Raw genomic sequence first — 22,930 nt, 5'->3', positions numbered from 1 at the left:
GGCCTTCAGCCCTTGTAGCGCCCCGGAGTGATTCCGACATGGGCCTTGAACACCCGCTGAAAGTGCGCCTGATCGGCAAAACCCAGGCGCTGGGCCAGGGCTGCCGGGGCTTCTCCGGCCAGCAACGAGACACGGGCCTGGATGATTCGCAGGTTCAGTTGGTAGGCATGGGGCGTCATGCCGGTGGCCGTGCGAAAGGCCCGGATCAATTGGTAACGGCTCAGACGGGCCTGTTGCGCCAATTGCTCCAGAGGGTGAAGGGCCTGCGGGTCTCGTTGCAGGCAGGCCATGACCTGACGCACCCCCGCACTGGCCCGCGCCGGATCGGCGGCCGGGCTGATCGCTGGCTGGTTTTGGCTCGGGAAGTCCGTGATGAACTCGATCAGGGCGGCTTCCTTGTCCTGCCAGTGGGCCGTGGAAAACAGCTGGTCGTTGAGTTGGCAGAACCGTTGGTACAGCCCGCGATCGTTGCTAAGCCGCACCTGCTGCGATGCCCCGGCGTCCGGATGCGACTCCTGGCGCAGGCGCTGCACCCAGTCGGCGTCCAGGTGCAGCATCTGGTAGCTCCAGGCGCTGTCGGGCGCGGGGTTGCAGGCATGCACGCAATCGGCCGGAACCCACACCACGCTGCCTGCCTGGATCAGCATCGGTCCCTCGGCGGCGCCGCTGAACACGCTGAGGCCACAATCCACCGCGCCGATGGACAGCGTGGGATGGCTGTGGATCTTGTAGTTGATGCGGCTGTCACAGGCTCGGCGGCTTTCGACGTAAGGCAGATGGCTGTCGCGCCAGAAGTGCGCGGTTAGGGTCATGGGCGGCTCCACAAGTGGCGCTGGCTCATAGTGGCAGCGCGCGGGCTAGCCTAGCAGGGCGAGGTGGCGAGGCACCAGCACTGGTGCAGGCGGGACGCTTGCCCGGCGCACGGACTGCCCCGGGGCGCCGCTGAAACCAGGCTTGTTCGAGCCCACACTGGCCGGCGCTGCGCCGGGTTCTCGGGGCTGGGCGGGCAGGGCCTAGGTAGTTTCCCCAGCGTGCGCCTGGTTTGCCGGCCCCGGCGCGGTATTGGCCGGTAGCTGGTACGCCCAAGCGTCCGCCAGTCGGTTTGGCACGCTGCCCGAGAGCACCTTCTTGAGCCCGGTGCGTGGGTAGTTTCCGAGGCTATCCAGTCGGGCCCCAGGCACTTAAGTTGAAGGACTCTGCAGTGAGCGCTACCGCAGCGAGCCTTCGGCCAAGGAGCAAACGATGGGTCAGGAACTTACTCCTCAGCAGTTGCTGGCGATGGATGCGTATTGGCGAGCAGCCAATTATCTGTCAGTCGGTCAGATCTACCTGCAAGCCAACGCCTTGCTTGAAGCGCCGTTGCTGCGCGAACACATCAAGCCGCGGTTGCTGGGGCATTGGGGCACCACACCGGGTTTGAACTTGCTGTATGTGCACCTCAATCGCGTGATCAAGGCCCTGGGCCTGGACATGATCCTCATCACCGGCCCCGGCCACGGTGGCCCGGGGATCGTTGCGCAAACCTACCTGGAAGGCTCTTACACCGAGCGGTATCCGGCGATCGAGCAAAACCGCAACGGGCTGACCCGGCTGTTCCGGCAGTTTTCCTGGCCCGGCGGTATCTCCAGTCATGTCTCGGCGCAGGTGCCCGGTTCCATCCACGAGGGTGGGGAGCTGGGCTATTCCCTGGTGCACGCCTTCGGGGCCGCATTCGACAATCCGCAGTTGATCGTGGCTTGCGTGATTGGCGATGGCGAAGCCGAGACCGGGCCGCTCGCTGCCAGTTGGCACTCGAACAAGTTCCTCAACCCGATTCGCGACGGCGCGGTCCTGCCGATTCTGCATCTCAACGGTTTCAAGATTGCCAACCCCAGCGTGCTGGCGCGGATTCCACGGGAGGAATTGATCGCGCTGATGTGCGGCTACGGTTACGAGCCTTATTTTGTTGAGGGGGATGAGCCCATGGCGGTGCATCAGGCCCTGGCGAGCACGCTCGATCGCGTGATGCAGCGCATCGCCGAGATTCAGCGCGTTGCCCGCCAGGCCCCCGACAGTCAACACCCACAGCGCCCGATCTGGCCGATGATTATTTTGCGAACGCCCAAAGGCTGGACCGGACCGCAATACGTTGACGGGTTGCCGGTGGAAGGCACCTGGCGGGCGCATCAGGTGCCGATTGCCGATTTCAGCCAGGCACAACACCTCAAACAGCTGGAGTCGTGGCTGCTCGGTTATCGACCCGATGAGTTGTTCGACCACAATGGCCAGTTGCGCAGCGAGTTGGCTGATTTGGCCCCCACCGGGCATCAGCGAATGGGCGCCAACCCCCACGCCAATGGCGGAGAACTGCTGCGTCCGTTGTCGCTGCCGGACTTTCAGCGGTACGCAGTGCCCGTGGTTACGCCTGGTGCGATCAAGGCTGAGGCGACTCGGGTGCTGGGCACCTATGTGCGTGACGTCATGCAGCGCAATCTGCAATCGGCCAACTTTCGCCTGTTCGGTCCCGACGAAACCGCATCCAACCGGCTCGACGCGGTGTACCAGGTGAGTGGCAAAACCTGGATGGCGGCGACCAGCGAGGTCGATATCAATCTCAGTGCCGATGGACGCGTGATGGAGGTCTTGAGCGAGCACCTGTGCCAGGGCTGGCTGGAGGGCTACCTGCTGACCGGGCGTCACGGCCTATTTTCTTGCTACGAAGCGTTCATCCACATCATTGATTCGATGTTCAATCAGCACGCCAAATGGCTCAAGGAAACCCAGGGCCTTGCCTGGCGCAAGCCGATCGCCTCGCTCAACTACCTGCTGACGTCACACACCTGGCGGCAGGATCACAACGGCTTTTCGCACCAAGACCCGGGCTTTATCGATCATGTGGCCAACAAGAAAGCCGACACGGTGCGCATCTACCTGCCGCCGGATGCCAATTGCCTGTTGTCGGTCACCGATCACTGCCTGCGCAACCGCGACTGCATCAACCTGATCATTGCCGGCAAACAGCCAGAGTGGCAGTGGCTGGACATGCCGTCGGCGGTGCGTCATTGCACTGCCGGCGCCGGTATCTGGGCCTGGGCCGGGAATGAAACGGCGGATGGTCCCGATGTGGTCATGGCGTGCGCCGGCGATGTACCAACCTTGGAGACCCTGGCCAGCGTGACGCTGTTGCGTGAGTACATTCCCGACATCCGCATCCGGGTGGTCAACGTGGTCGATCTGATGGTGCTGCAGCCCAGCAGCGAGCACCCCCATGGCCTGGCGGACGGTGATTTCGACGAACTGTTCACCCTCGACAGACCGGTGATTTTCGCCTTTCACGGTTACCCCGCGCTGATCCACAAGCTGACGTACAAGCGCGCCAACCATGACAACTTTCATGTGCGCGGTTTCCGTGACGAGGGCACCACCACTACGCCGTTCGACATGGTGGTGCTCAACAACCTGGACCGCTACCGACTGGCGCTGGACGCCATTGAGCGAATTGCGCGGCTGCGCAACGAGGTGCCCCGCGCCCGCGAGCGCTACTGGACGATGATCCAAAGGCACAAGCGCTACATCAGCGAGCATGGCGAAGACCTGCCCCACGTGCGCGACTGGCAATGGACCACGACACCCCCACAGCGCAATGGCTCGCAGCTATCATGAGCACGATACCGACCAGGCATCTGGTTGCGCCCCTCCAGGTGAGTGCGATGCCTGAATCCCCCCATCCTCAGGAAAACCACCTACTCGCCGCGTTGCCGGCCGAAGTGCGCCAGCGGCTGTTTCCGCAATTGGAGCGGGTGAGGTTCGATTTGGGCAGCGTCCTGTATGAATCCGGGGATGTGCTGCGCTACGTGTATTTCCCCACCGACTCCATCGTTTCTCTGTTGTACGTGATGGAAGACGGCGCATCGGCGGAGATCTCGGTGGTCGGTAACGAGGGGCTGCTTGGTGTGGCGTTGTTCATGGGCGGTGAAAGCACCTCCAGCCGGGCGGTGGTGCAGAGCGCCGGGTATGCTTATCGGCTGCGGGGCCAGTTGCTCAAGGACGAGTTCAACCGCCATGGCGCAATGCTCCATCTGATGTTGCGCTACACCCAGGCGTTGATCACCCAGATGGCCCAGACCGCGGTCTGCAACCGTCACCACACGATCGACCAGCAACTGTGCCGTTGGCTTCTGCTCTCGCTGGACCGGCTGCCGGGCAACAAGCTGGCGATGACTCAGGAACTGATCGCCAACATGCTGGGCGTACGCCGCGAAGGCGTCACCGAGGCGGCTCGCAAGTTGCAGAAGCTCGGGGTCATCGAGTACTGCCGCGGGCTGATCACCGTGCTCGACCGACCGCAGCTTGAGGCGTTGAGTTGCGAGTGTTACGCGGTGGTCAGAAAAGAAACCGAGCGGCTGCTGCCCTACGCCCGGCGAAAGCCATGAACCGATGGCCCCGCCACTGACCAGCGCCGCGTGACCCATTGCCGCGGTCGGGCAGGTGGAAAGTGCGGCCCGACTGACTAAGCTAAGCCTGCTGCTAGGCGCGGCACCACGATTCCAAGGAGGCGCCCGGATGCCCCAAGGCCCGGTTACCAACGACCGTCAGACGGCGAACTTCGGCGAGGTGGCTGCGGTGCGCGGCAGTGTTGTCGACGTGCGCTTTGATGGCGCGCTGCCGGACATCCACACCTTGCTACGCGCCGGCGCAGCCAATCAGATCGCCATAGAAGTGTTGGCCCAGCGCGACGCACATCACGTACGCGGCATTGCCCTGACGCCCACGCAAGGCTTGGAGCGGGGGATGCGGGTACACAATACCGGTGCGCCGTTGCAAGCGCCGGTGGGTAAGCAGATTTTGTCACGCATGTTCGACGTCTTTGGCAACACCATCGACCGCCAGCCGGCGCTGGACGCGGTGCAATGGCGCTCCGTGCACCAGCCGCCACCGCCGCTGGTGCGCCGCTCAACCCAGTCGCAGGTGTTCGAAACCGGCATCAAAGCCATTGACGTGCTGACGCCGCTGGAGCGTGGCGGCAAGGCCGGCCTGTTTGGCGGCGCCGGTGTCGGCAAGACGGTGCTGCTGGCGGAGATGATCCACAACATGATTGGCCACCAGGAGGGCGTGAGCATTTTTTGTGGCATCGGCGAGCGCTCGCGAGAAGGCGAGGAGCTGTACCGCGAGATGCAGGCCGCCGGGGTGTTGCCCGACATGCTGATGATTTTCGCCCAGATGAATGAGCCACCCGGCGCGCGGTTTCGCGTGGGGCACGTGGCGCTGACCATGGCGGAATACTTTCGCGACGATGAGCACCGCGATGTCCTGCTGCTGATCGACAATATCTTCCGCTTCATCCAGGCCGGTTCGGAAGTCTCGGGGCTGATGGGGCAGATGCCGTCGCGCCTGGGCTACCAGCCAACCATGGGCACCGAGCTGGCGGCGCTGGAAGAGCGCATCGCCAACACCGACAACGGCGCGATCACCTCGATCCAGGCGGTGTATGTGCCTGCCGATGATTTCACCGACCCGGCGGCCGTGCACACCTTCTCGCACCTGTCCGCGTCGATCGTGCTGTCGCGCAAGCGGGCCAGTGAAGGGCTGTTTCCAGCCATCGACCCGCTGCAGTCCAACTCCAAGGTGCTCACCCCTGGCATCGTTGGCGAGCGTCACTACCGGCTGGCTCAGGCGATCCGCCGTACGCTGGCCCAGTACGCCGAACTCAAGGACATCATCGCAATGCTCGGCCTGGAACAGTTGTCGCCCGAGGACCGCAAGGTGGTGGCCCGGGCGCGGCGCCTAGAGCGCTTTCTCACCCAGCCGTTTTTCACCACTGAACAGTTCACCAACCTGCGCGGCAAGCTGGTCAGCCTGGATGATGCGCTGCAGGGCTGCGAGCGTATTCTGGCGGATGAGTTCAAGGACCTGCCGGAGAGCGCGCTGTACATGATCGGCGCGGTCGACGAGGCCACCGCCAAAGCCAAGGCGAGCGCCCAATCTGCCGGCGCCGCGCAGACGCCCAAGGAGCAGCGCCATGCTGTGGATGACACTTAAGGTGCTGCTGCCGTTCGAGGTCTTTGCCGACGAACCTCGGGTGTCGCGCATGGTCGTCGAAACCACCCAGGGATCATTCGGCCTGTTGCCCAGGCGCCTGGACTGCGTGGCGGCGCTGGTGCCGGGCATCCTCAGTGTCGAGCTTGAATCCCAGGGCGAGGTGTTCCTGGCCCTGGACGGCGGGGTGCTGGTCAAGACCGGAACCGATGTCGTGATCTCGGCGCGACGGGCGTTGCGGGGCGCCGATCTGTCGCGGCTGCGCGAGGCGGTGGAGCAGCAGTTCCTCACCCTCGATGCGCAGGAGCAAGCCCTGCGCGAGGCGATGGGGCGCCTGGAAACCGGCTTCATGCGCCGCTTCGCTTCGTTTCGTGAGCAGCGCTGATGAAGCACGACGCCAAGGACAGACCGCCCCCTGCGCCAACCGCCAGCCCGACCCTGGCCGAACAGGTGGGCGCCAAAGCGGCGCGCAAACTCAAAGCGCGGCGCAATGGCACGCCCGGGGTCTGGTTCGGCTTGGGCATGATGGGGCTGATCGGCTGGTCAGTGGTCGTGCCGACCTTGCTCGGCGCCGCGCTTGGCCTGTGGCTCGATCAACATTATTCGAACGGGCGCTCCTGGACCCTGGCCTTGCTGGTGGCGGGATTAACCCTCGGTTGCCTGAACGCCTGGCGCTGGGTGGCGCGGGAAGACCAGGCCATGCACGACGAATCGGCAGACAAGGAGGAGGGTGATGATTGACCTTGGCAGTGGGCCCTGGATGTGGGCCGTGACGGTAGTGAGCGGCGCCCTGCTGGGCGCGGTGTTCTTCGGCGGGCTGTGGTGGACCGTGCGCCGGGGAGCCGGGGCGGCGAACCCGGCGCTCTGGTTCTTCGCCAGCCTGATCGCGCGCACGGCCATCGTGCTGCTGGGGTTCTACTTCGTCGGTAGCGGCCAGCCGCTGCGTTTGGCCCTGTGCCTGCTGGGGTTCCTGCTTGCCCGCACCGCCGTCCTGCGCATGACCCAACCACGCGCCGCGCTGAACGCGCCACCTGCCTCCGGAGCGCCGCCATGCGCCTGACACCGGATGCCTGGATCTTCTGGCAGTACGGCTTTTTCAAGCTCAATGCCACCATCGTGTTCACGTGGGCGCTGATGGCCGTGCTGGTGCTCGGCGCCGCGCTGATCACTCGGCGCCTGGCCACCGGTCATGAGCGTTCACGCTGGCAGAACCTGCTGGAGATCGTGGTGACCGCGATCGTCGGGCAGATCAGCGATGTCGGCCTGAAGCACCCGCGGCGCTACCTGGATTTTCTCGGCACCTTGTTCCTGTTTATCGCGGCGGCGGCGTTGGCCACGGTGATCCCCGGCTACGAGCCGCCCACCGCGTCGCTGTCGACCACCGTGGCCCTGGCATTGTGCGTACTGGTGGCCGTGCCGCTGTTTGGCATCTCCGGACAGGGCCTGCCGGGCTACCTCAAATCCTATGTGCAGCCGACGCCGATCATGCTGCCTTTCAACCTCATCAGCGAGCTCTCGCGGACCCTGGCGCTGGCGGTGCGGCTGTTCGGCAACATGATGAGTGGCGCGATGATCATCGGCATCCTGTTGTCCATCACGCCGTTTGTGTTCCCCATCGTGATGACCTTGCTGGGCCTGCTCACCGGCATGGTGCAGGCCTACATCTTTACGATTCTGGCGGCGGTGTACATCGCCGCCGCCACCCGCAGCAGCAAAGTCGCCCCCCCACCAACGCCGGAGCCCGACACCTGAACCCTGGCGTTTTTTTCCAGCCACCTCACATAAAGGCACTTTATGGACTCTCTCACTTGGATCGCCGTCGCCTCCATCGTCATGGCGGGCCTAACCACCGGTTTTGGCACCATGGCCCCGGCCCTGGCCGAAGGCAGGGCCGTGTCCCTGGCCCTCAGTTCGCTGGCCCAGCAGCCGGATGCTTCGGCCACCATCACCCGCACCCTGTTCGTTGGTCTGGCAATGATCGAATCGACGGCCATTTACTGCTTCGTGGTGTCGATGATCCTGATTTTCGCCAACCCGTTCTGGAATGCCGCGCTCACCACGGCTGCCCAGGCAGCAGGAAAATAGCCCGTGCTCATCGACTGGTTCACCGTCAGCGCCCAGGTCCTGAACTTCCTCATCCTGGTGTGGTTGATGAAGCGCTTTTTGTACCAACCGGTGCTCAACGCCATCGCCGCACGCGAGGCGAAGATTGCCGCCGAACTCAAAGACGCTGCTGAAACCAAGGCCCGTGCTCATCAGCAGCAAAGCCAGTTCGAGGCCAAGAACCAAGCCTTCGATGAACAGCGAGCCGCGTTGTTGAGCCAGGCCACCGAGGCGGCCAACGCCGAGCGCGCTCGCTTGCTCGCCCAAGCCCGCCAGGCCGCCGAAGCGGCCAGCGCCATGAGAGCCAAGGCCTTGCTCAGCGAACACCAGCACTTGCACACGCAGATCGTCCAGCGCACACAACAGCAGGTGTACCAGATCAGCCGCCAGGTGCTCGCCGATCTGGCCGGCAGTTGCCTTGAACAGCAGGCGTGCGAGGTGTTCATCCAGCGCCTGCGGGCCCTGGACCCCACCGCGCAGGAGGCGTTGGTCATTGCGCTGAAGGCCAGTACTGCTGACGAACCGGTGCTGTTGCGCAGCGCGTTCGAGCTACCGGCGGCCCAGCGCGCGGCGATTCAGGCGGCACTGGAGGCCGCGGCCGCTCAGGCGCTCCGTCTGCGTTTCGAAACCGCCCCTGAACTGGTCAGTGGCATTGAACTGAGCGCCAAGGGGGTGAAGCTGGCCTGGAGCATCGCCCAGTACCTTGATGCGCTGGCTGCCAGCCCGCCAGCCCCGCAGCCTGGAACGGAGCGCCCATGACCGTGCCCGAGTCGCCCGACGCCACGCTGCAAAACGCTTTGGACGACGCGTTTGCGGGCATCAGCCAGCGCCTGCGGGGGTTCACCCCGCAGTTGCAAGTGCATGAGGTGGGCACGGTGGTCAGCGTCGCCACCGGCATTGCCCGGGTCCAAGGCTTGATGCACTTGGGGTTCGAGGAGCGGGTGGTGTTTCCTGGCGGTTTGTCGGGGATTGCCTTCAACCTCGACGAGGAGGGCGTCGATGTGGTGCTGCTGGGGGATTACGCGCATTTGCGCGCCGGCCAGCAAGTGCAGCGCACGGGCCGGGTGATGGACGTCGCGGTGGGCGAGGCATTGCTGGGGCGGGTGATCGATCCGCTGGGACGGCCCCTCGACGGCGGAGCGCCAGTGGCGACCGAGGAGCGCCTGCCCATCGAGCGGCCAGCGGCCCCGATCATGGACCGGGCACCGGTGACAGAACCGTTGCAAAGCGGGCTTAAGGTCATCGATGCTCTGATTCCCATCGGTCGTGGCCAGCGCGAGTTGATCCTCGGCGACCGTCAGACTGGCAAGACAGCGATCGCCATCGACACCATCTTCAATCAGCGCGATAAAAACGTGCTGTGCGTGTATTGCGCCATCGGTCAGCGGGCGTCAGCCGTGGCCAAGGCGGTGGCCAACCTGCGCAAGAAGGGCGCGATGGCCTATACCGTGGTGGTGGTCGCCGAAGGCAATGAGGCGCCGGGGCTGTCCTACATTGCCCCTTACGCCGCCACCAGCATTGCCGAGTACTTCATGGAAGCCGGGCGCGACGTGCTGATCGTCTACGACGATCTGACCCATCACGCCCGTGCTTACCGAGAACTGTCGCTGCTACTGCGCCGGCCACCGGGACGCGAGGCGTTTCCGGGGGATATTTTCTACATCCACTCGCGCATGTTGGAGCGCGCTACCCACTTGAGCCCGGCACGCGGTGGCGGCTCGATGACCGCGCTGCCGATCATCGAGACCCAAGCACAGAACATATCGGCGTACATCCCGACCAATCTGATCTCCATCACCGACGGGCAGATCGTGCTGTCGCCCTCGCTGTTCGGCCTGGGGGTGCTACCGGCCATCGATGTCGGCCAATCGGTCTCGCGGGTCGGTGGGAAAGCGCAGCGCGCGGCTTACCGAGCGGTGGCGGGGGACCTCAAGCTGGCGTATGCGCAATTCGAGGAACTGGAGACCTTCGCCCGCTTCGGTGCCCGGCTGGACGAGGACACCCGCCAGTCCATCGTCCATGGCAAGCGTATCCGTGCCTGCCTGGGCCAGTCGGAGCTCGCTCCAGTGACCATGCCGGCGCAGATCGCCATCTTGCTGGCCTTGAATGCAGCCTTGTTCGACCTGGTGCCGCTTGAGCACATGACGCAGGCCCAGCAGGCGGTGGAAGACGCCGCCAATCAGTTGCCCGACGACCTGGGCCAACGCCTGACGACGGCGGCGCAGTTGAGCGACGCCGATCGTCAACGGCTCACCGACACCGCACGCCAGGCCATTGCCGGGTTTCTGCCGCGGCAGCCAAGCTCGGCACCACCTGACACCGAGGACCGCTGATGGCCGCCACCATGACCGCGTTACGTCGTCAGATCGCCAGCGCGGCGGATCTCAAGTCCGTGGTGCGGGTGATGAAAGCCTCGGCGGCCTCGGCCATCGGCCAGTACGAACGTTCAGTGGCCGCACTGGCCGACTACTCACGCACCGTCGAGTTGGGGCTCGGGGTGTGCCTGCGCTCGGTTGAGTCAAGTGCGACTCGGCCATTGATGCGGCCAAGGCGCACGACAGAAAACCTGGTGCACGCCGTGGTATTTGGCTCCGACCAAGGGTTGGTGGGGCGTTTCAATGAGGTGGTGATCGACTATGCCCTGAGCCGGCTGGCAGGCGCCCCGGTAAAGCTGTGGGCGGTGGGTGAGCGGGTGCATGAGCGGCTTCTGGATGAAGGTTTGCCCGTGCAGGGATTGTTTGCCGTGCCCGGGTCGGTGGAGCAAATCACCGGTCTGGTTGGGCAAATGCTGCAACAGGTGCCGATCTCGGACAGCGCCTCCAGCGGCGAGTCGCAGAGCACCACGCTGATCCTGCTCTATAACCGGCCCAGCGATACTGGCTATACACCGGTGAGCCAGCGCCTGCTGCCTCTGGATGAGCACTGGCAACAGCAACTGGTCGACACCCCTTGGCCCACGGCGCAGCGTCCGGAAACCCTGAGCAATAACGTGCAGACCCTGCGCGCGTTCATTCGTGAACACCTGTTTGTCTCGCTGTTTCGGGCCAGCGCCGAGTCGCTGGCCAGTGAGAATGCCAGCCGTCTCGCCGCCATGCAGCGCGCTGACCGCAACATTGGCGAGTTGCTGCAAGTGCTTTCGGCGAATTTCCACCGGTTGCGCCAGGCCAGCATCGACGAAGAGTTGTTTGACGTGATCTCCGGCTTCGACGCGTTGTCGCCCGAGGTGACCGGCAAATCGCCTTGACCCGCCCACGCGGCCAACGCCTTTGTGTGTGTTGCCGAACAGACAGGCGCGGGCACAGCGCACAAAGTGTAGACAAAGCGCCTGCGCGAGCCGCGTGGGCCAAGACTGAACGTGCTGAGGTATTCGCTATGAGCCGACCGCAATCCGCCATTTACCGATACATCGCCAGGGAACTTGCTCCCACCGAGCACGCGCCCGATGAAGCCCCGGTTTCCATCGTTTGTGAACCACTGGATAAAACCGCGAGCCCGAGCGGCCACGGCACGATCATCCTGCACCTTGAAGCGGGCACCACTCTTGAGGAGGCGCAGGACATCGCGGCCATGCTGCAGAGCAAGGTCAAAGGCCTGTTCCACCTGACCGCCTCATCTGACGCAGCGATCAAATAGTGGCGGCCCTTGGATGACTTGTTTCGGTGCCCGCTGATGAAGGTCGTGGTTGCCTTGGGCGGCAATGCCTTGTTGCGGCGTGACCAGCCGCCAACGGCGGACAACCAGCTGCAGAACATCCGCGCCGCCGCCGTGCAACTGGCACGGGTGGCGGCCGCTCATGATCTGTTGCTGACCCATGGCAATGGCCCACAGGTGGGATTGCTGGCGCTACAGGCTGCCGCCTACGCCAAGGTGCAAGCCTATCCGCTGGACGTGCTGGGCGCGCAGACCGACGGCATGCTCGGCTACCTACTGGAGCAGGAATTGGCCAACCTGCTGCCCGCCACGCGCACGGTGACAACCCTCATCACCCGAGTCGAGGTCGACCCGCAGGACCCGGCATTCGCACATCCCAGCAAGCCGATCGGACCGATGTACACGCAAGCCGAGTCCGAACGTATCGCCGAGGAAAAGCACTGGGTCATGGCGGCCGATGGTGCGGCGTTCCGGCGGGTCGTGCCATCGCCGGCACCGTTGCGGGTGCTGGGGTTGCAGGCGATCCGTTGGCTGCTGGAGCGTGGTGCGCTGGTGATCGCCGCCGGGGGCGGTGGTATTCCGGTGGCGGCCACCGGCGGCCAGGGCGATACAGGGCTGCACGGTGTATCTGCGGTCATCGACAAGGATCTGTGCACCAGCCTGCTGGCCCGTGAACTGCAGGCCGACGTTCTGGTGATCGCAACCGATGTACCTGCGGTCTACCTTGACTGGGGTTTGCCCACCCAGCGCGCGCTGGCGGAGGTGACGCCGCAAGCGCTGGCCCGTTATGCTTTCGCTGAGGGCTCTATGGGACCCAAGGTCGAGGCCGCGTGCGGTTTTGTCCGGGGGACGGGCAACCGAGCGGTGATCGGGTCGCTCGAGCAGATCGAACAGATGCTCGCTGGCACCGCCGGCACCCAGGTCCGCCCGGAGGTCAGTGGCAATTGATCCAACCCTGGGCGGCGGGCACCCGGTGTGTAGACTTTTGGCTAGCGCGGGTTGGAGGCCATCGGTTATCCGGTTAGTCTTGCCGTCACAACAGTGCCAGACCTCAATTGGAATCCGCTCGGGTGATCAAACCGTTACTGCTGATACGTCGTCGTTTTACCTCGATCCGCTGGCGCACCCGAGTCACACTCTGGACGGCTGCCACCCTCGCAGGCCTGCTGGTGGTGATGTTCGCCCGGCTGGCCGACCTGGCACTCACGCAGTTTTCACTGCAAACCGCCGAGCGCCCCTGGCTGCCCTTCGTTTATACGCCGCTGATCGGCATGCTTGTGGTATGGCTGACCTCGCGGTTTTTCGCCGGCTCGCAGGGCAGTGGCATCCCGCAGGTGATCGCCGCCACTCGGTTGGCGCATCAAGGCAAACCGGTCGCTCATCTGGTGTCGCTGCGTATTGCCGTTGCCAAGATAAGCCTTGGCACCCTGGCGCTGACGGGCGGTTTTTCCGCCGGACGTGAAGGCCCTTCGGTGCAAGTTGCCGCCTCGATCATGCATTTCTTTCATCGCTACCTGCCCAATGCACGCATCATCCGCAGCGAAGACCTGATCCTTGCCGGCGGCGCGGCCGGCATCGCCGCCGCCTTCAATACCCCCTTGGCTGGTGTGGCTTTTGCCGTGGAAGAGTTGGGCCGCAAGCTGGAGACCCGTACCAGCGGGGTGTTGCTCAGCACGATTATTCTGTCGGGGATGGTCGCGATTGCCTTGCAGGGCAATTACAACTACTTCGGCCACCTCGACGTTACAGACATCCATCTCGATATCGTCATGCCGGTGCTGGTAAGCGGCATTGGTTGCGGTCTTTTGGGCGGCTTGTTCAGCCGCATGCTGCTGTGGCCGCAACGCCACCAGCGGTTTGTTGTCTGGGAGTGGCGCCGCATGCACCCAGTCTGGTTCGCCGGGGGATGTGGCTTGATCGTGGCTCTGCTCGGCTGGTTCAGCGGTGGGATGTCCTTTGGCAGTGGGTATGGCATCACCTCGCAGATCATCGTGTCTGACGTTGGTCTGCCGTGGCACGCGCCGATCACGCGGTTCCTGGCGACCGTGGTGACCTACTTCTCTGGCATCCCTGGCGGGATTTTTGCGCCATCCCTGGCGGTAGGAGCGGCCGTTGGGGCTAACGCCGCCGAGTTCTTTCACCTGGGCGCGCAACCGATCATTGCCCTGTGCATGGTGGGTTTTCTGGCGGCGGTCACCCAGTCGCCGATTACCTCCGCCATCATCGTCATGGAGATGATCGACAGCCATGGAATGGTCATCAGCCTGATGGCGGTCGCGTTGATTGCCAAGGCAGTGAGCGCAAGGATGGGCCCCGAGCTGTATCAGCAACTGGCGCGGGGCTTCTTGCACTCACCGGCGCCGAAGCCTGCCGCAGGCACTAGCCGTCAATAGATCAGCGGTGCTCGTGCAGCAGATGGTCAGCGGCGGTACTGAGCAACGCCTGGTCTTCCTTCAACGTGAGTGCCTGGTCTGCGCGTTTGAGCAACAGGCGTGCGTGCCGGGTGGACGGCTGTTTGAACAGAACCGGATTGATCCGCGCGAGGCTGACCAGGGTCTTCATCAGGCGCAGGTCCACTTCAAGCAAGGCCGCGCCGTCTCGGGCAATCGGCGCAAAGAAGTCATCGAACAAGTCATCGACCATCAGGCCATGCAGGTAAACCTGCTGGCACTGGGCACTGACTTTCGTCACCGGGTCTTGTGGCGCGCCCCAGCAGGTGAGACTTCGGAGCCCGCGGCCGATCACGTCAATCGCCGTCCCGGGGTCATTGACAGCCGGTGACAGGGCCCGCGAGGCGATCTCCGACAACACCGAGAGGCAGAACCGAGGGTCGTGCTCAAAGGTCCGGTGGGTACCGATGGTCAGGGCGGCGAGAATCTTTGAGCCGCTGGAGTGCAGGTCATCGATACGCTGCGCATTCAAACTCACCACGTGCGCCAGAGGCATGCCCAGGTGCACGAAACTGCCGGGGAGCACATCCAGGAAGATCTGTATTTCACATTCGCTGGCAACGGCCCCCAAGGCGTTTACGTCGATGTGCTGGACGTAGCCGGTTTGTCGGCTTTGCAGGCGATGAGCCGAGGAGGGGATAGCCGACGCGCAAGGGTAGGGCGAGGCCCCCAGATGCGGCCATTGCACCCGATGGTTTATTGCACTGATGGTTGCACGCTCGACACGATCAATGGTTTCGCCGACCCGGCCCAGTTTCGACAGATGATCGATCCAGCGCAGAAGGGTGGAGACAATCAAAATCACCACGACAATAGTTACCGCGAACAGCAGCACCCGTCCTTGCTGGCCGTAGGCTCCGGTACTCAATGCAATGATCCCCACCAGGCTGAACAGGAAAGAGCCGATGAAGGTCGCGAGGGCGTTTTGAGTCGTGGAGTCTTCCATCACCAAAGTGGTGGCGCGGGGCGTTACGCCACTGCTGGCGGCACCGTAGGCCGTCACCATGATGCTTAACGAAAACGTGGTCACCGCCAACATGCTTGAAGCAATGATGCCCAAGATCTTGTCAACCGCATCAGCACCGACGCGCGCGGGCAGTGACGCTGGAATGTAGTCCTTGAACACCACCGCGAGTAAGGCCGTTGCAACCCCCAACAGGGAAAACAGCGTGGCTCTGAACCACAGTTTCTTGGTCATTTGCTGCAACAGCCAGCGCCAACGAGCGATCATTTTTTATTCCTTTTGATGAATGACGCGATCAGCCAGTGGTTTCAGGTTAGGCTCAACCAAGGACTGGAGTCGTGTTGATGATCGAAGGTTCATTCAGCCATTTGGCCGGCCACTGATGAGCGAGCGCGATACACGCGGCACCGCGCACGCTACAGCTCAAACCTTGGTCGAGCCCACTGCGGAGCGTACCTGTGACTGATAAGAATCCCGTTTCTTCCATTCCCCGTCCTCAAGTCCTGACCGCACAAGCGATCAGCGCCATAGAGCGCTATTCGCATATCGAAGCGGTGAGCGGCATTGTCCTGTTACTGGCGGCGATGATTGCTCTTGTCTGGGCCAACAGCCCGGTTGCGAACGCTTACGAGCACTTCTGGAACACCGAGCTCACCTTGGGTCTAGGCGACTTTACGGCGTCTTGCTCGCTGCACTTTCTGGTCAATGACGGATTGATGGCCGTGTTTTTTTTGGTGGTCGGCGCCGAAATACGTCAGGAGATCAACGACGGCGCGCTGGCCAGCATCAAGTTGGCGGCGCTGCCTCTTGGCGCAGCGCTGGGTGGAGTAATCATCCCGGCGATCATCTACATGGCCTTCAACCAGGGCACCGATGCCAGTCGCGGATGGGCGATACCCACCGCCACCGACATTGCCTTCGCGGTGGGGGTGCTCGCACTGCTAGGCAAGTCGATCCCCAGCGCTATCCGCGTGTTGCTGCTGGCCCTGGCCATCATCGACGACATCGTCGCGATCCTGATCATTGCCGTCTTCTACACCACGAGCCTGGACTACCTGGGTTTGCTGGTCGCCGTGAGCGGGGTCGGGCTGGTGCTGGTTTTCCAGCGCATGGGGCTTGGCAAGGCTTATGCGTACTTGCTGCCCGGCGCCATTGTGTGGTTTGGCCTGTTGAAAACCGGAGTTCATCCAACGCTGGCCGGGGTCATCCTCGGGCTGATGACCCCGATACACTCAAAACCTGCGACGGAGCGTCCACTGGATACCATTGGACGTACGTTTCATGAACTGCTGGAGCGCTTCGCGCAATCTTCCAGCACCCCACAAGAAGTGGCCGAACCGCTCAAACAACTGCAACAAGCCCAGCGCGAAATACTGCCGCCAGTCCAACGGGTTCAAGTTGGGCTGCACCCCTGGGTCGCCTTCGGCGTAATGCCATTGTTCGCACTGGCTAACGCCGGCGTCAGCCTGGAAGGGGTCAACCTGAACGCTGGTCTTTCCCCGAGCATCTTCCTGGGTGTGATCTGCGCGTTAGTTCTTGGCAAACCACTGGGAGTCGTTCTAGCGAGCCTGATTCTGGTCAAACTCAACATCTGCAAACTACCGGACTCAGTGACCTGGAGCGGCGTGGGGCTGGTAGGGCTGCTGGCTGGAATCGGGTTCACCATGTCGATTTTCATTTCGTCATTAGCGTTTTCAGACCCAACATTATTATCCGCTGCAAAACTCAGCGTGCTTGCCGCATCGGCCTTGGCGGCAATCATTGGATTGATCTGGGGAAAAATCAGGTTTTGAGGAGAAGTTGATGGGTTGCTGGGGTAGGTATTTTTATAACTAAACTAAATAGTTATTTAGTTTAGTTATAGTTTAGGGCTATAAAAAAGAGAGCAGGGAACAGCTAATAGGTTCCCTCAAACTCAATCATTTACCGAAAAGACGCTCATGAACCCAACCTTTGTTGGTCAGAATCATGGCTCGCGTTTCCTTGATGGGAGTCTTCTCGCTGGCAACCACTGGCGCCAGGCCACGAATGTTAGCCACGACCGCCTCGTTATGAGCCCAATCCGGTAGATCACGGACCTTATAGGAATAAGTCACCCGAGAGATCTTCTGACCCATCATATCCCCAGGCTCGCTAAATTGATCAACACTGACAATCTGAGCCTTACCCACACAGAGTCCGCCTGCGGTGGTTCCGTTCATGAGCTTTTTCGCGTCGTTCTTGTAGAACTTGCGACCTTCATCAGTTAGATCGAACGAGTAACGAATGTCGGTTCGTTGTTCTTGCCAGAGGCTCTTGGGAATCTCTTTGCGAGACAATTCAACTTCTTTGATGATGCCGACCTGGGCCAGTGCATGCAGGGCCTTGTTATTGCCGGTAATGTCAAAGTCCTTGGTTTCAGTCGGGAACTCAGTGACCACGAAGCAGTGAGGGTACTGAGTGTCCAAATAACTCTGAGCAGCTTTTTCGAAGTTTTCTTCGTTGGCTTTTTTGGGGTCGGAGCAGCCGGTCAGCGCTGCGAGCAGAATTGTCAGAGATACAATCTTCCTGTCCATCATGTTACGTCCTTGATTGCTTAATACGAACGCCATTCGACTGAGTACCCAGTGAATGCCGGAGACGGATTAGATGCGATCAGCCGTGAGCAATGCAACTGAAAACAGGGCACTTTTTTTTGAGAAGCGCTGTATTCAATCTGACCATCCGAGTCCTCCAGACCACGTTTGGAAACTACTCGGTAGCCGTCATCAACCTTGTTGACGATGAGGTTTTCGTCACCACTTGAGGGCATGGTCATGAAGGAGCTCCGTTCGAAATTATCGACTCTTTGAAATCACACCCACCACGTATTGATTCAAATCGCGAAAGTCCTTAACGCTCCAGGCGTGCGAAGGCAGCTTTACACCGTTTTCTTGCAAGGTTCTTGGAATCAAGTCCCCATTGGGACGAAGTATCACCGATGAAACAATGACACCCGGGTAATCATTCAGCCGTTTTCTGAAGGCTGATGTTGTGAGATCAGGCGTGGAATACATGAAAGACTCGCCATGGCGTGTCGGCCCATTGGAGCGGCCGAGTGCAGTAGCGGTCTGCAGAGATGCGTGTGCCAACACGGCAAAGATGTAATCCATGGCTACGCATAATGTATATTATGTTAAATGATGTGCGATGTCAGAAATGTTCATGAGCCGTTGTCCACTTCCACTAATGCGCCAATCTCGCGGCTGCGGAACATCGGTACTTTTCCCACGAAACTCTTAGCCAACCCCATCGAGTGCGTGAAAACTTAGAACAACCTCGCCCCAAAATGCTCAACTTTGAAGTTCCCTCGCCTCAGCCCACCATCTGTATGTGGCTGATCGGACTCATACCCACCCCGTCAGCATGGAATGAAGCTACTCTTGATTGATCTCTCTGATTCAAATTGATCCGTATGGTTTTTTCATGGCCCCCAAATGCCTGCATCAACCCGGTCGGTTTTGCACAAACCCCCGATCGGTGAAAAATCAGCCTCTTGCATGCATTAACACTCTCAGATCGCGTTTACACCGTGCAAACGCCGCAAGATCTGGGCGTTTCTAGCGCACGCAAAGCATGGGGGCTTCCCTGGGGTGAATAGGCGCTCGGCTGCCAAGCGCCTGAACGCCTTCGACGAGCGACGATTCAAGGCGCTGCGCGCAGGCTGCTCATTGTCATGCTCAGGTATCTATGAGCAGCTTCAGCAAGCCTTCCACATCCGCGAGCGCAGGCGCATGGGCTCCGGCATGGCGGCAGGATATGGATGCGCAAGCCGCTGAAAATCGCAGGCGCTCTCTCAGGCCCGCGATTCCAAGCAACTCTGCAGCCAGCCAACCGGCCATGCAAGCGTCCCCTGCGCCAACCGTGTCTTCCACGTCCACGGCAATAGCCGGCTGATCGAATTGGCTGTCCGGGGTGTGGAGAGTCATCCCGTGTTGCCCTCGGGTCAACAGTATCTGCGCCTGAGGATTAAGCGCACGTAGCTCATCCATTGCCTGGTGTTCGCTCAGCCCTGGATAAATGTGCCGCAGGTCTTCGTCGGACAGCTTAATCATCTCAGCCAGGGCGGTCATGGTCGGGAAGGTCTGCTCCCGATAATGACTGTCCATTACATTGCGCCAGTTCGGATCGTAGCTAATGCGCTTACCGGCTTGTTTGGCCTGCTGAGCAATGTTGACCAGCTTATCCGCCAATGGCTGTCGAGCTAAACTGATGCAGCTGAAATGACACAGCTGTGCTTGGTTGAGCCATCCTTCGGGCATCAGACCTGGATCAAAGAACAGATCGGCATCTCCGGCAAAAAAGTACCTTGGAGGGCGGCTCGATGGAACGATGGCGACCAAAGGGTCTCGATCTACGCGTTGGATAAAGCTCATGTCCAGCCCCGCCGCTGCCGACTGCGAGACGATCTCGTCACCCAGTGAGTCCAGGCTCACCGACCCGGCAAAAGCGCTGCCAACCCCCAAGCGACTCAACGCTCGTGCAACGTTCCAGGGAGCACCACCTGGGTAACCCTTCCACTGACCGGGAACGCCTTGGACAAGGTCGGTCAGGGCTTCGCCAAATATCACCGCGCGAGGCAATACCATCTCATTTCCTCAGTTTTTTGCTATCGGGATAACTGCTGGTTGATCAGTGCCGACCGGTAATCACTCAATGCAACAACAGCCGGCTGGCGCACTGAAGGCGTGTTTGCCGGCGCATTCAACTATTAAAACCAGGTTTCCATTTGTATACCGTATTGCCATACACCTCCGGCGTTGAAGTCCGTTTTGCCGAAGGCGTCTGAACGGCTGTAGTTGTCCAGATCGGACGACCAATTCATGTAGCTTGCAAACACTCGCAATTCGGGACGTGTCAGAAGCTCTCCAACGTCAAGTTTGAATGTCGGGGCGACCGTGAATTTCCAGAAGTTACCGTCGACCGCATTACGTTGTAGATAGCCCTTGGGATCGAGGCTCATGGTTTGCCAGCTCAGTTCGTAGGCCATCTCGAAGTTGCTGTTGATGGTGTTGGCCAAGCGCACGTTCAGGGTCAGCCAGCGGTAGTCGTCTCCCTTGACGTATCTGTCCGTGCTCTGCTCGGCCAGTAAGCTGGGGCCGATGCGCCAGTCAGGCGCTATGGGGGTCTCGCCGTAAAGCGCCAGACGCAGAGCCCGGGCCTCGTCGATCAGTTCGCCATCCGCGCCGACGTTCTTGACCTCCGCGCCCAGACCTTGCCCATAGAGCAGCGCCGTTTTGAAGAAGCCTTCTCTGCCGAAGAAGTTCTTCTGGTGATTGGCCAGCATGCTGTGCAAGCCGGAATCTGCAGGCGTCAAACCGGCTTTATTGGTGCGGATGCCGAAATCGTTTTTCTTCGCGCCGATGCCATTGAACATCCACTGCCACTGGCCATCCTCGAAGAACTGGTTGGAGGTCAGGATGTAGCTCGCCACATCGGCATCAAGGCCTGCTTGGCTGAAATCGCCGTAGCTACGCCCAATCAAGGAGTAGTTCGAGCGCCAGTTCTTGTTCATCTGCACATCGTAGATTCCACCGCCGGTACCGGCCAGGTAGATGACGTCCGAGTCCAGCCAGTGGATATCGAAGTTATCCCGGTCAAATCGCTTGCCGGCCCACAGGGTGGCGTTCTCGAACACCGGATTGCCCTTGAACGCAGCGATATGGTCGAGCGCGGTGAATACCTGGCGCACGTTCAGTTTGCTTTCGTCGGCGGTCCAGTCATTGGCGCTTTCCACACCGTCGGCGATGGAGACCGTGAATTTGGAACGGGTGCCATTCTGCGCATAGATTTCTTTCGACAGGTCTATCCGCATGTAGGTGTCGTCTTCGTTGCCCAGTCGCCCCACTGCCCCACCCACCGAACCGGCCGGGGTTGTATAAGGGCCGCCACGGCCACCCCCCAGCCCCTCGTCGATCAGCAATCCGGAGCGGGCGTAGCCGTTGAAGCTGAATCCATCGGCGAGGTTTACAGTGCTGGCCTGCTTTTCCATGCTTTCCTGGCGGGCTTCGAGTTTGGCCAGCCGGGTGTCCACAACGCGATTGCTTGCCTGGGATGCAGTGGATGCAGCGGGCTGCAAAGCGGAAGTGGCGAGTTTGAGCTGCTGCAACTCCCTGGCGAGTGCCTGGGTTTGCTGTTCGGCTGCGGCGGCGCGTTTTTCTGCGGCGCTGGCGCGGGCCTCAAACGCGGCCATGCGCTCTTCCAGAGTCGCGGCCTGAGAGGTCGCCGCCGAGCTGCTGAGCACGCCTGCCAGTAGCCATCTTGATGCTTTCTGCATGTGGATTTCCCTGTTTTATTTTTATTGTTGTGTTCCTGCGACAGGCCGCTTTTTTCGCGAGTGGTGCACTGCCCCCCCCCTACAAAAAAAGATGCCTTATCGAAAATGCGCTGTTACATTTACCGTGTTAACGTTAACTTCTCTAAAAACAAAAATAAAGAGACCCATATGAAACAGCTGAAATCCCTCCTCCCTGCAGCGCTGTTCACCCTCTGTGCCGGACTTCCATCGGTCTCCAGCGCAGCCGATCTGACGATCTCCTGCGGTGCGGTGGGTGCCGAGTTGCAACTGTGCAAAGAGGCCGTCGAGGCCTGGTCGAAACAGACCGGCAATCACGTCGAGGTGGTTTCCACGCCCAACTCGGCGACCGAGAGGTTGTCGTTCTACCAACAGATCCTCAGTGCACAGTCCACTGATATCGACATCATCCAGATCGACATGGTGTGGCCGGGAATGCTGGCCAAACATCTGATGGATCTGCGCGAGGGGCTTCCAGCCGACGCGACCCAAGGCTACTTCCAGGCCCAGATTGATAACGCCACGGTCAACGGACGGCTGGTGACGATGCCGTGGTTCACCGACTCGGGCCTGCTGTATTACCGCAAGAACTTGCTTGAGAAGTACAACAAGCCGGTGCCCCAGACGTGGGAGGAAATGACCGCGACCGCCAGGGATGTGCAACAGGCCGAACGCAGCGCCGGTCATCCCAATCTGTGGGGTTACATATTTCAGGGCCGCGCCTACGAGGGGCTGACCTGTAATGCGCTGGAGTGGATCAGCAGCCAAGCGCAAGGCGGCCTGGTCAATCCACAAGGCGACATCGTCGTAAACAGTCCAGCCTCAAGAGCAGCGTTGACCCTGGCCAAAAGCTGGGTAGGAGACATCTCCCCCCGTGGCGTGCTCAATTACACCGAGGAAGAAGGTCGTGGCGTATTCCAGTCGGGAAATGCGCTGTTCATGCGCAACTGGCCTTATGTCTGGGCCTTGGTGCAGAGCCAGGACAGTGCCGTGAAAGACCAGGTTGGCGTCGCTGCCCTGCCCCGTGGCGGCGAGACCGGCAACCATGCATCCACCCTCGGTGGGTGGGGCCTGGCGGTATCGCGTTATAGCGCCCATCCAGAACTGGCCGCAGAGCTGGTGAGCTACCTGACCAGCGCCCAGCAGCAAAAACACCGCGCCCTGATCGGCGCCTATAACCCGGTGATCGAGTCGCTGTATCAGGACCCCGAACTGCTCGCGGCCATGCCTTACTACGCTCAGCTGCACAGCATCCTCAACGATGGGGTCATGCGCCCTGCCGCAATAACCGCCGATCGTTATCCACGGGTCTCCAACGCGTTCTTCGACCGAGTGCATGGCGTGCTGGCGGGCGAGTTGTCTGTCGATCAGGCACTGGCCGAACTGGAAAGCGAACTCACGCGCATCAAACGCCGGAACTGGTAAGCCCCAAGG

At 61.3% G+C, this 22,930-nt stretch carries 22 protein-coding genes and 1 pseudogene; 16 read left to right on the top strand and 7 right to left on the bottom strand.

What is annotated here, in order from left to right; translation table 11 throughout:
• Nucleotides 1-5: 5 nt before the first annotated feature.
• Complete coding sequence (locus PLD_RS04830) at nucleotides 6-812, bottom strand: AraC family transcriptional regulator (protein ID WP_159890345.1); 807 nt, start codon at nucleotides 810-812, stop codon at nucleotides 6-8.
• A 421-nt stretch (nucleotides 813-1,233) separates the two neighbouring features.
• Between PLD_RS04830 and PLD_RS04825 the strand changes: the two are divergent.
• From PLD_RS04825 to PLD_RS04760, 14 genes and pseudogenes are all read left to right on the top strand, one after another.
• Nucleotides 1,234-3,642 (top strand): annotated as a pseudogene (locus tag PLD_RS04825) (phosphoketolase); the annotation flags it as partial.
• A gap of 47 nt (nucleotides 3,643-3,689) precedes the next feature.
• Nucleotides 3,690-4,412, top strand: coding sequence for a Crp/Fnr family transcriptional regulator (locus PLD_RS04820; protein WP_159890341.1), 723 nt, complete (start codon nucleotides 3,690-3,692; stop codon nucleotides 4,410-4,412).
• 130 nt (nucleotides 4,413-4,542) lie between these two features.
• Nucleotides 4,543-6,018 carry a F0F1 ATP synthase subunit beta gene (gene atpD / locus PLD_RS04815; protein WP_159890339.1) on the top strand — a complete coding sequence of 492 codons (1,476 nt, stop codon included), beginning with the start codon at nucleotides 4,543-4,545 and terminating at the stop codon, nucleotides 6,016-6,018.
• Complete coding sequence (locus PLD_RS04810; RefSeq protein ID WP_159890337.1) at nucleotides 5,999-6,400, top strand: F0F1 ATP synthase subunit epsilon; 402 nt, start codon at nucleotides 5,999-6,001, stop codon at nucleotides 6,398-6,400. Before atpD ends, PLD_RS04810 begins: the two co-directional genes overlap by 20 nt.
• Nucleotides 6,400-6,756, top strand: coding sequence for an AtpZ/AtpI family protein (locus PLD_RS04805; RefSeq protein WP_159890335.1), 357 nt, complete (start codon nucleotides 6,400-6,402; stop codon nucleotides 6,754-6,756). Before PLD_RS04810 ends, PLD_RS04805 begins: the two co-directional genes overlap by 1 nt.
• Nucleotides 6,749-7,075 carry an ATP synthase subunit I gene (locus PLD_RS04800; RefSeq protein ID WP_159890844.1) on the top strand — a complete coding sequence of 109 codons (327 nt, stop codon included), beginning with the start codon at nucleotides 6,749-6,751 and terminating at the stop codon, nucleotides 7,073-7,075. Before PLD_RS04805 ends, PLD_RS04800 begins: the two co-directional genes overlap by 8 nt.
• On the top strand, nucleotides 7,066-7,767 hold the full coding sequence (locus tag PLD_RS04795) for a F0F1 ATP synthase subunit A (protein ID WP_159890333.1): 702 nt from the start codon (nucleotides 7,066-7,068) through the stop codon (nucleotides 7,765-7,767). The genes PLD_RS04800 and PLD_RS04795 overlap by 10 nt, the downstream gene beginning before the upstream one ends.
• A 42-nt stretch (nucleotides 7,768-7,809) precedes the next feature.
• Nucleotides 7,810-8,100 carry a F0F1 ATP synthase subunit C gene (locus tag PLD_RS04790; RefSeq protein WP_159890331.1) on the top strand — a complete coding sequence of 97 codons (291 nt, stop codon included), beginning with the start codon at nucleotides 7,810-7,812 and terminating at the stop codon, nucleotides 8,098-8,100.
• Between the two features lie 3 nt (nucleotides 8,101-8,103).
• Complete coding sequence (locus tag PLD_RS04785; RefSeq protein WP_159890329.1) at nucleotides 8,104-8,877, top strand: F0F1 ATP synthase subunit B; 774 nt, start codon at nucleotides 8,104-8,106, stop codon at nucleotides 8,875-8,877.
• Nucleotides 8,874-10,451, top strand: coding sequence for an alternate F1F0 ATPase, F1 subunit alpha (locus PLD_RS04780; RefSeq protein WP_159890327.1), 1,578 nt, complete (start codon nucleotides 8,874-8,876; stop codon nucleotides 10,449-10,451). Before PLD_RS04785 ends, PLD_RS04780 begins: the two co-directional genes overlap by 4 nt.
• Entirely contained in the window at nucleotides 10,451-11,362 is a 912-nt protein-coding gene (locus PLD_RS04775; protein WP_159890325.1) for a F0F1 ATP synthase subunit gamma, read from the top strand. The genes PLD_RS04780 and PLD_RS04775 overlap by 1 nt, the downstream gene beginning before the upstream one ends.
• 128 nt (nucleotides 11,363-11,490) lie before the next feature.
• Nucleotides 11,491-11,751, top strand: a complete 261-nt coding sequence (locus PLD_RS04770) for a hypothetical protein (protein ID WP_159890323.1) — start codon at nucleotides 11,491-11,493, stop codon at nucleotides 11,749-11,751.
• Between the two features lie 36 nt (nucleotides 11,752-11,787).
• Nucleotides 11,788-12,717: a carbamate kinase gene (arcC, locus tag PLD_RS04765; protein ID WP_159890321.1), complete on the top strand. Its 930-nt coding sequence runs from the start codon at nucleotides 11,788-11,790 to the stop codon at nucleotides 12,715-12,717.
• Nucleotides 12,718-12,839: 122 nt separating this feature from the next.
• Nucleotides 12,840-14,162 carry a chloride channel protein gene (locus tag PLD_RS04760; RefSeq protein ID WP_159890319.1) on the top strand — a complete coding sequence of 441 codons (1,323 nt, stop codon included), beginning with the start codon at nucleotides 12,840-12,842 and terminating at the stop codon, nucleotides 14,160-14,162.
• A gap of 1 nt (nucleotide 14,163) precedes the next feature.
• On the opposite strand, the gene PLD_RS04755 is transcribed toward PLD_RS04760, so the two are convergent.
• Nucleotides 14,164-15,450: a DUF2254 domain-containing protein gene (locus PLD_RS04755; RefSeq protein WP_159890317.1), complete on the bottom strand. Its 1,287-nt coding sequence runs from the start codon at nucleotides 15,448-15,450 to the stop codon at nucleotides 14,164-14,166.
• A 191-nt stretch (nucleotides 15,451-15,641) separates the two neighbouring features.
• On the opposite strand from PLD_RS04755, the gene nhaA reads away from it, so the two are divergent.
• On the top strand, nucleotides 15,642-16,976 hold the full coding sequence (nhaA, locus tag PLD_RS04750) for a Na+/H+ antiporter NhaA (protein ID WP_159890315.1): 1,335 nt from the start codon (nucleotides 15,642-15,644) through the stop codon (nucleotides 16,974-16,976).
• Between the two features lie 126 nt (nucleotides 16,977-17,102).
• Here nhaA and PLD_RS04745 read toward each other — a convergent pair whose 3' ends face one another.
• From PLD_RS04745 to PLD_RS04725, 5 genes are all read right to left on the bottom strand, one after another.
• Nucleotides 17,103-17,738 carry a hypothetical protein gene (locus PLD_RS04745; RefSeq protein ID WP_159890842.1) on the bottom strand — a complete coding sequence of 212 codons (636 nt, stop codon included), beginning with the start codon at nucleotides 17,736-17,738 and terminating at the stop codon, nucleotides 17,103-17,105.
• 20 nt (nucleotides 17,739-17,758) lie between these two features.
• Nucleotides 17,759-17,980, bottom strand: a complete 222-nt coding sequence (locus tag PLD_RS04740; RefSeq protein ID WP_159890313.1) for a hypothetical protein — start codon at nucleotides 17,978-17,980, stop codon at nucleotides 17,759-17,761.
• Between the two features lie 19 nt (nucleotides 17,981-17,999).
• Nucleotides 18,000-18,314, bottom strand: coding sequence for a cytochrome c (locus PLD_RS04735; RefSeq protein ID WP_256674547.1), 315 nt, complete (start codon nucleotides 18,312-18,314; stop codon nucleotides 18,000-18,002).
• Between the two features lie 567 nt (nucleotides 18,315-18,881).
• Entirely contained in the window at nucleotides 18,882-19,790 is a 909-nt protein-coding gene (locus PLD_RS04730; RefSeq protein WP_159890311.1) for a carbohydrate kinase, read from the bottom strand.
• A 122-nt stretch (nucleotides 19,791-19,912) separates the two neighbouring features.
• Nucleotides 19,913-21,478 carry a carbohydrate porin gene (locus PLD_RS04725; protein WP_159890309.1) on the bottom strand — a complete coding sequence of 522 codons (1,566 nt, stop codon included), beginning with the start codon at nucleotides 21,476-21,478 and terminating at the stop codon, nucleotides 19,913-19,915.
• Nucleotides 21,479-21,646: 168 nt separating this feature from the next.
• Between PLD_RS04725 and PLD_RS04720 the strand changes: the two genes are divergently transcribed.
• Complete coding sequence (locus PLD_RS04720; RefSeq protein ID WP_159890307.1) at nucleotides 21,647-22,921, top strand: ABC transporter substrate-binding protein; 1,275 nt, start codon at nucleotides 21,647-21,649, stop codon at nucleotides 22,919-22,921.
• Nucleotides 22,922-22,930: the final 9 nt, after the last annotated feature.

The sequence above is a fragment of the Pseudomonas sp. LD120 genome (assembly GCF_009861525.1).
Classification (GTDB): Bacteria; Pseudomonadota; Gammaproteobacteria; order Pseudomonadales; family Pseudomonadaceae; genus Aquipseudomonas.
Note: the sequence above shows the minus strand (reverse complement) of the source record. Positions and strands in the feature narration are given on the sequence as shown.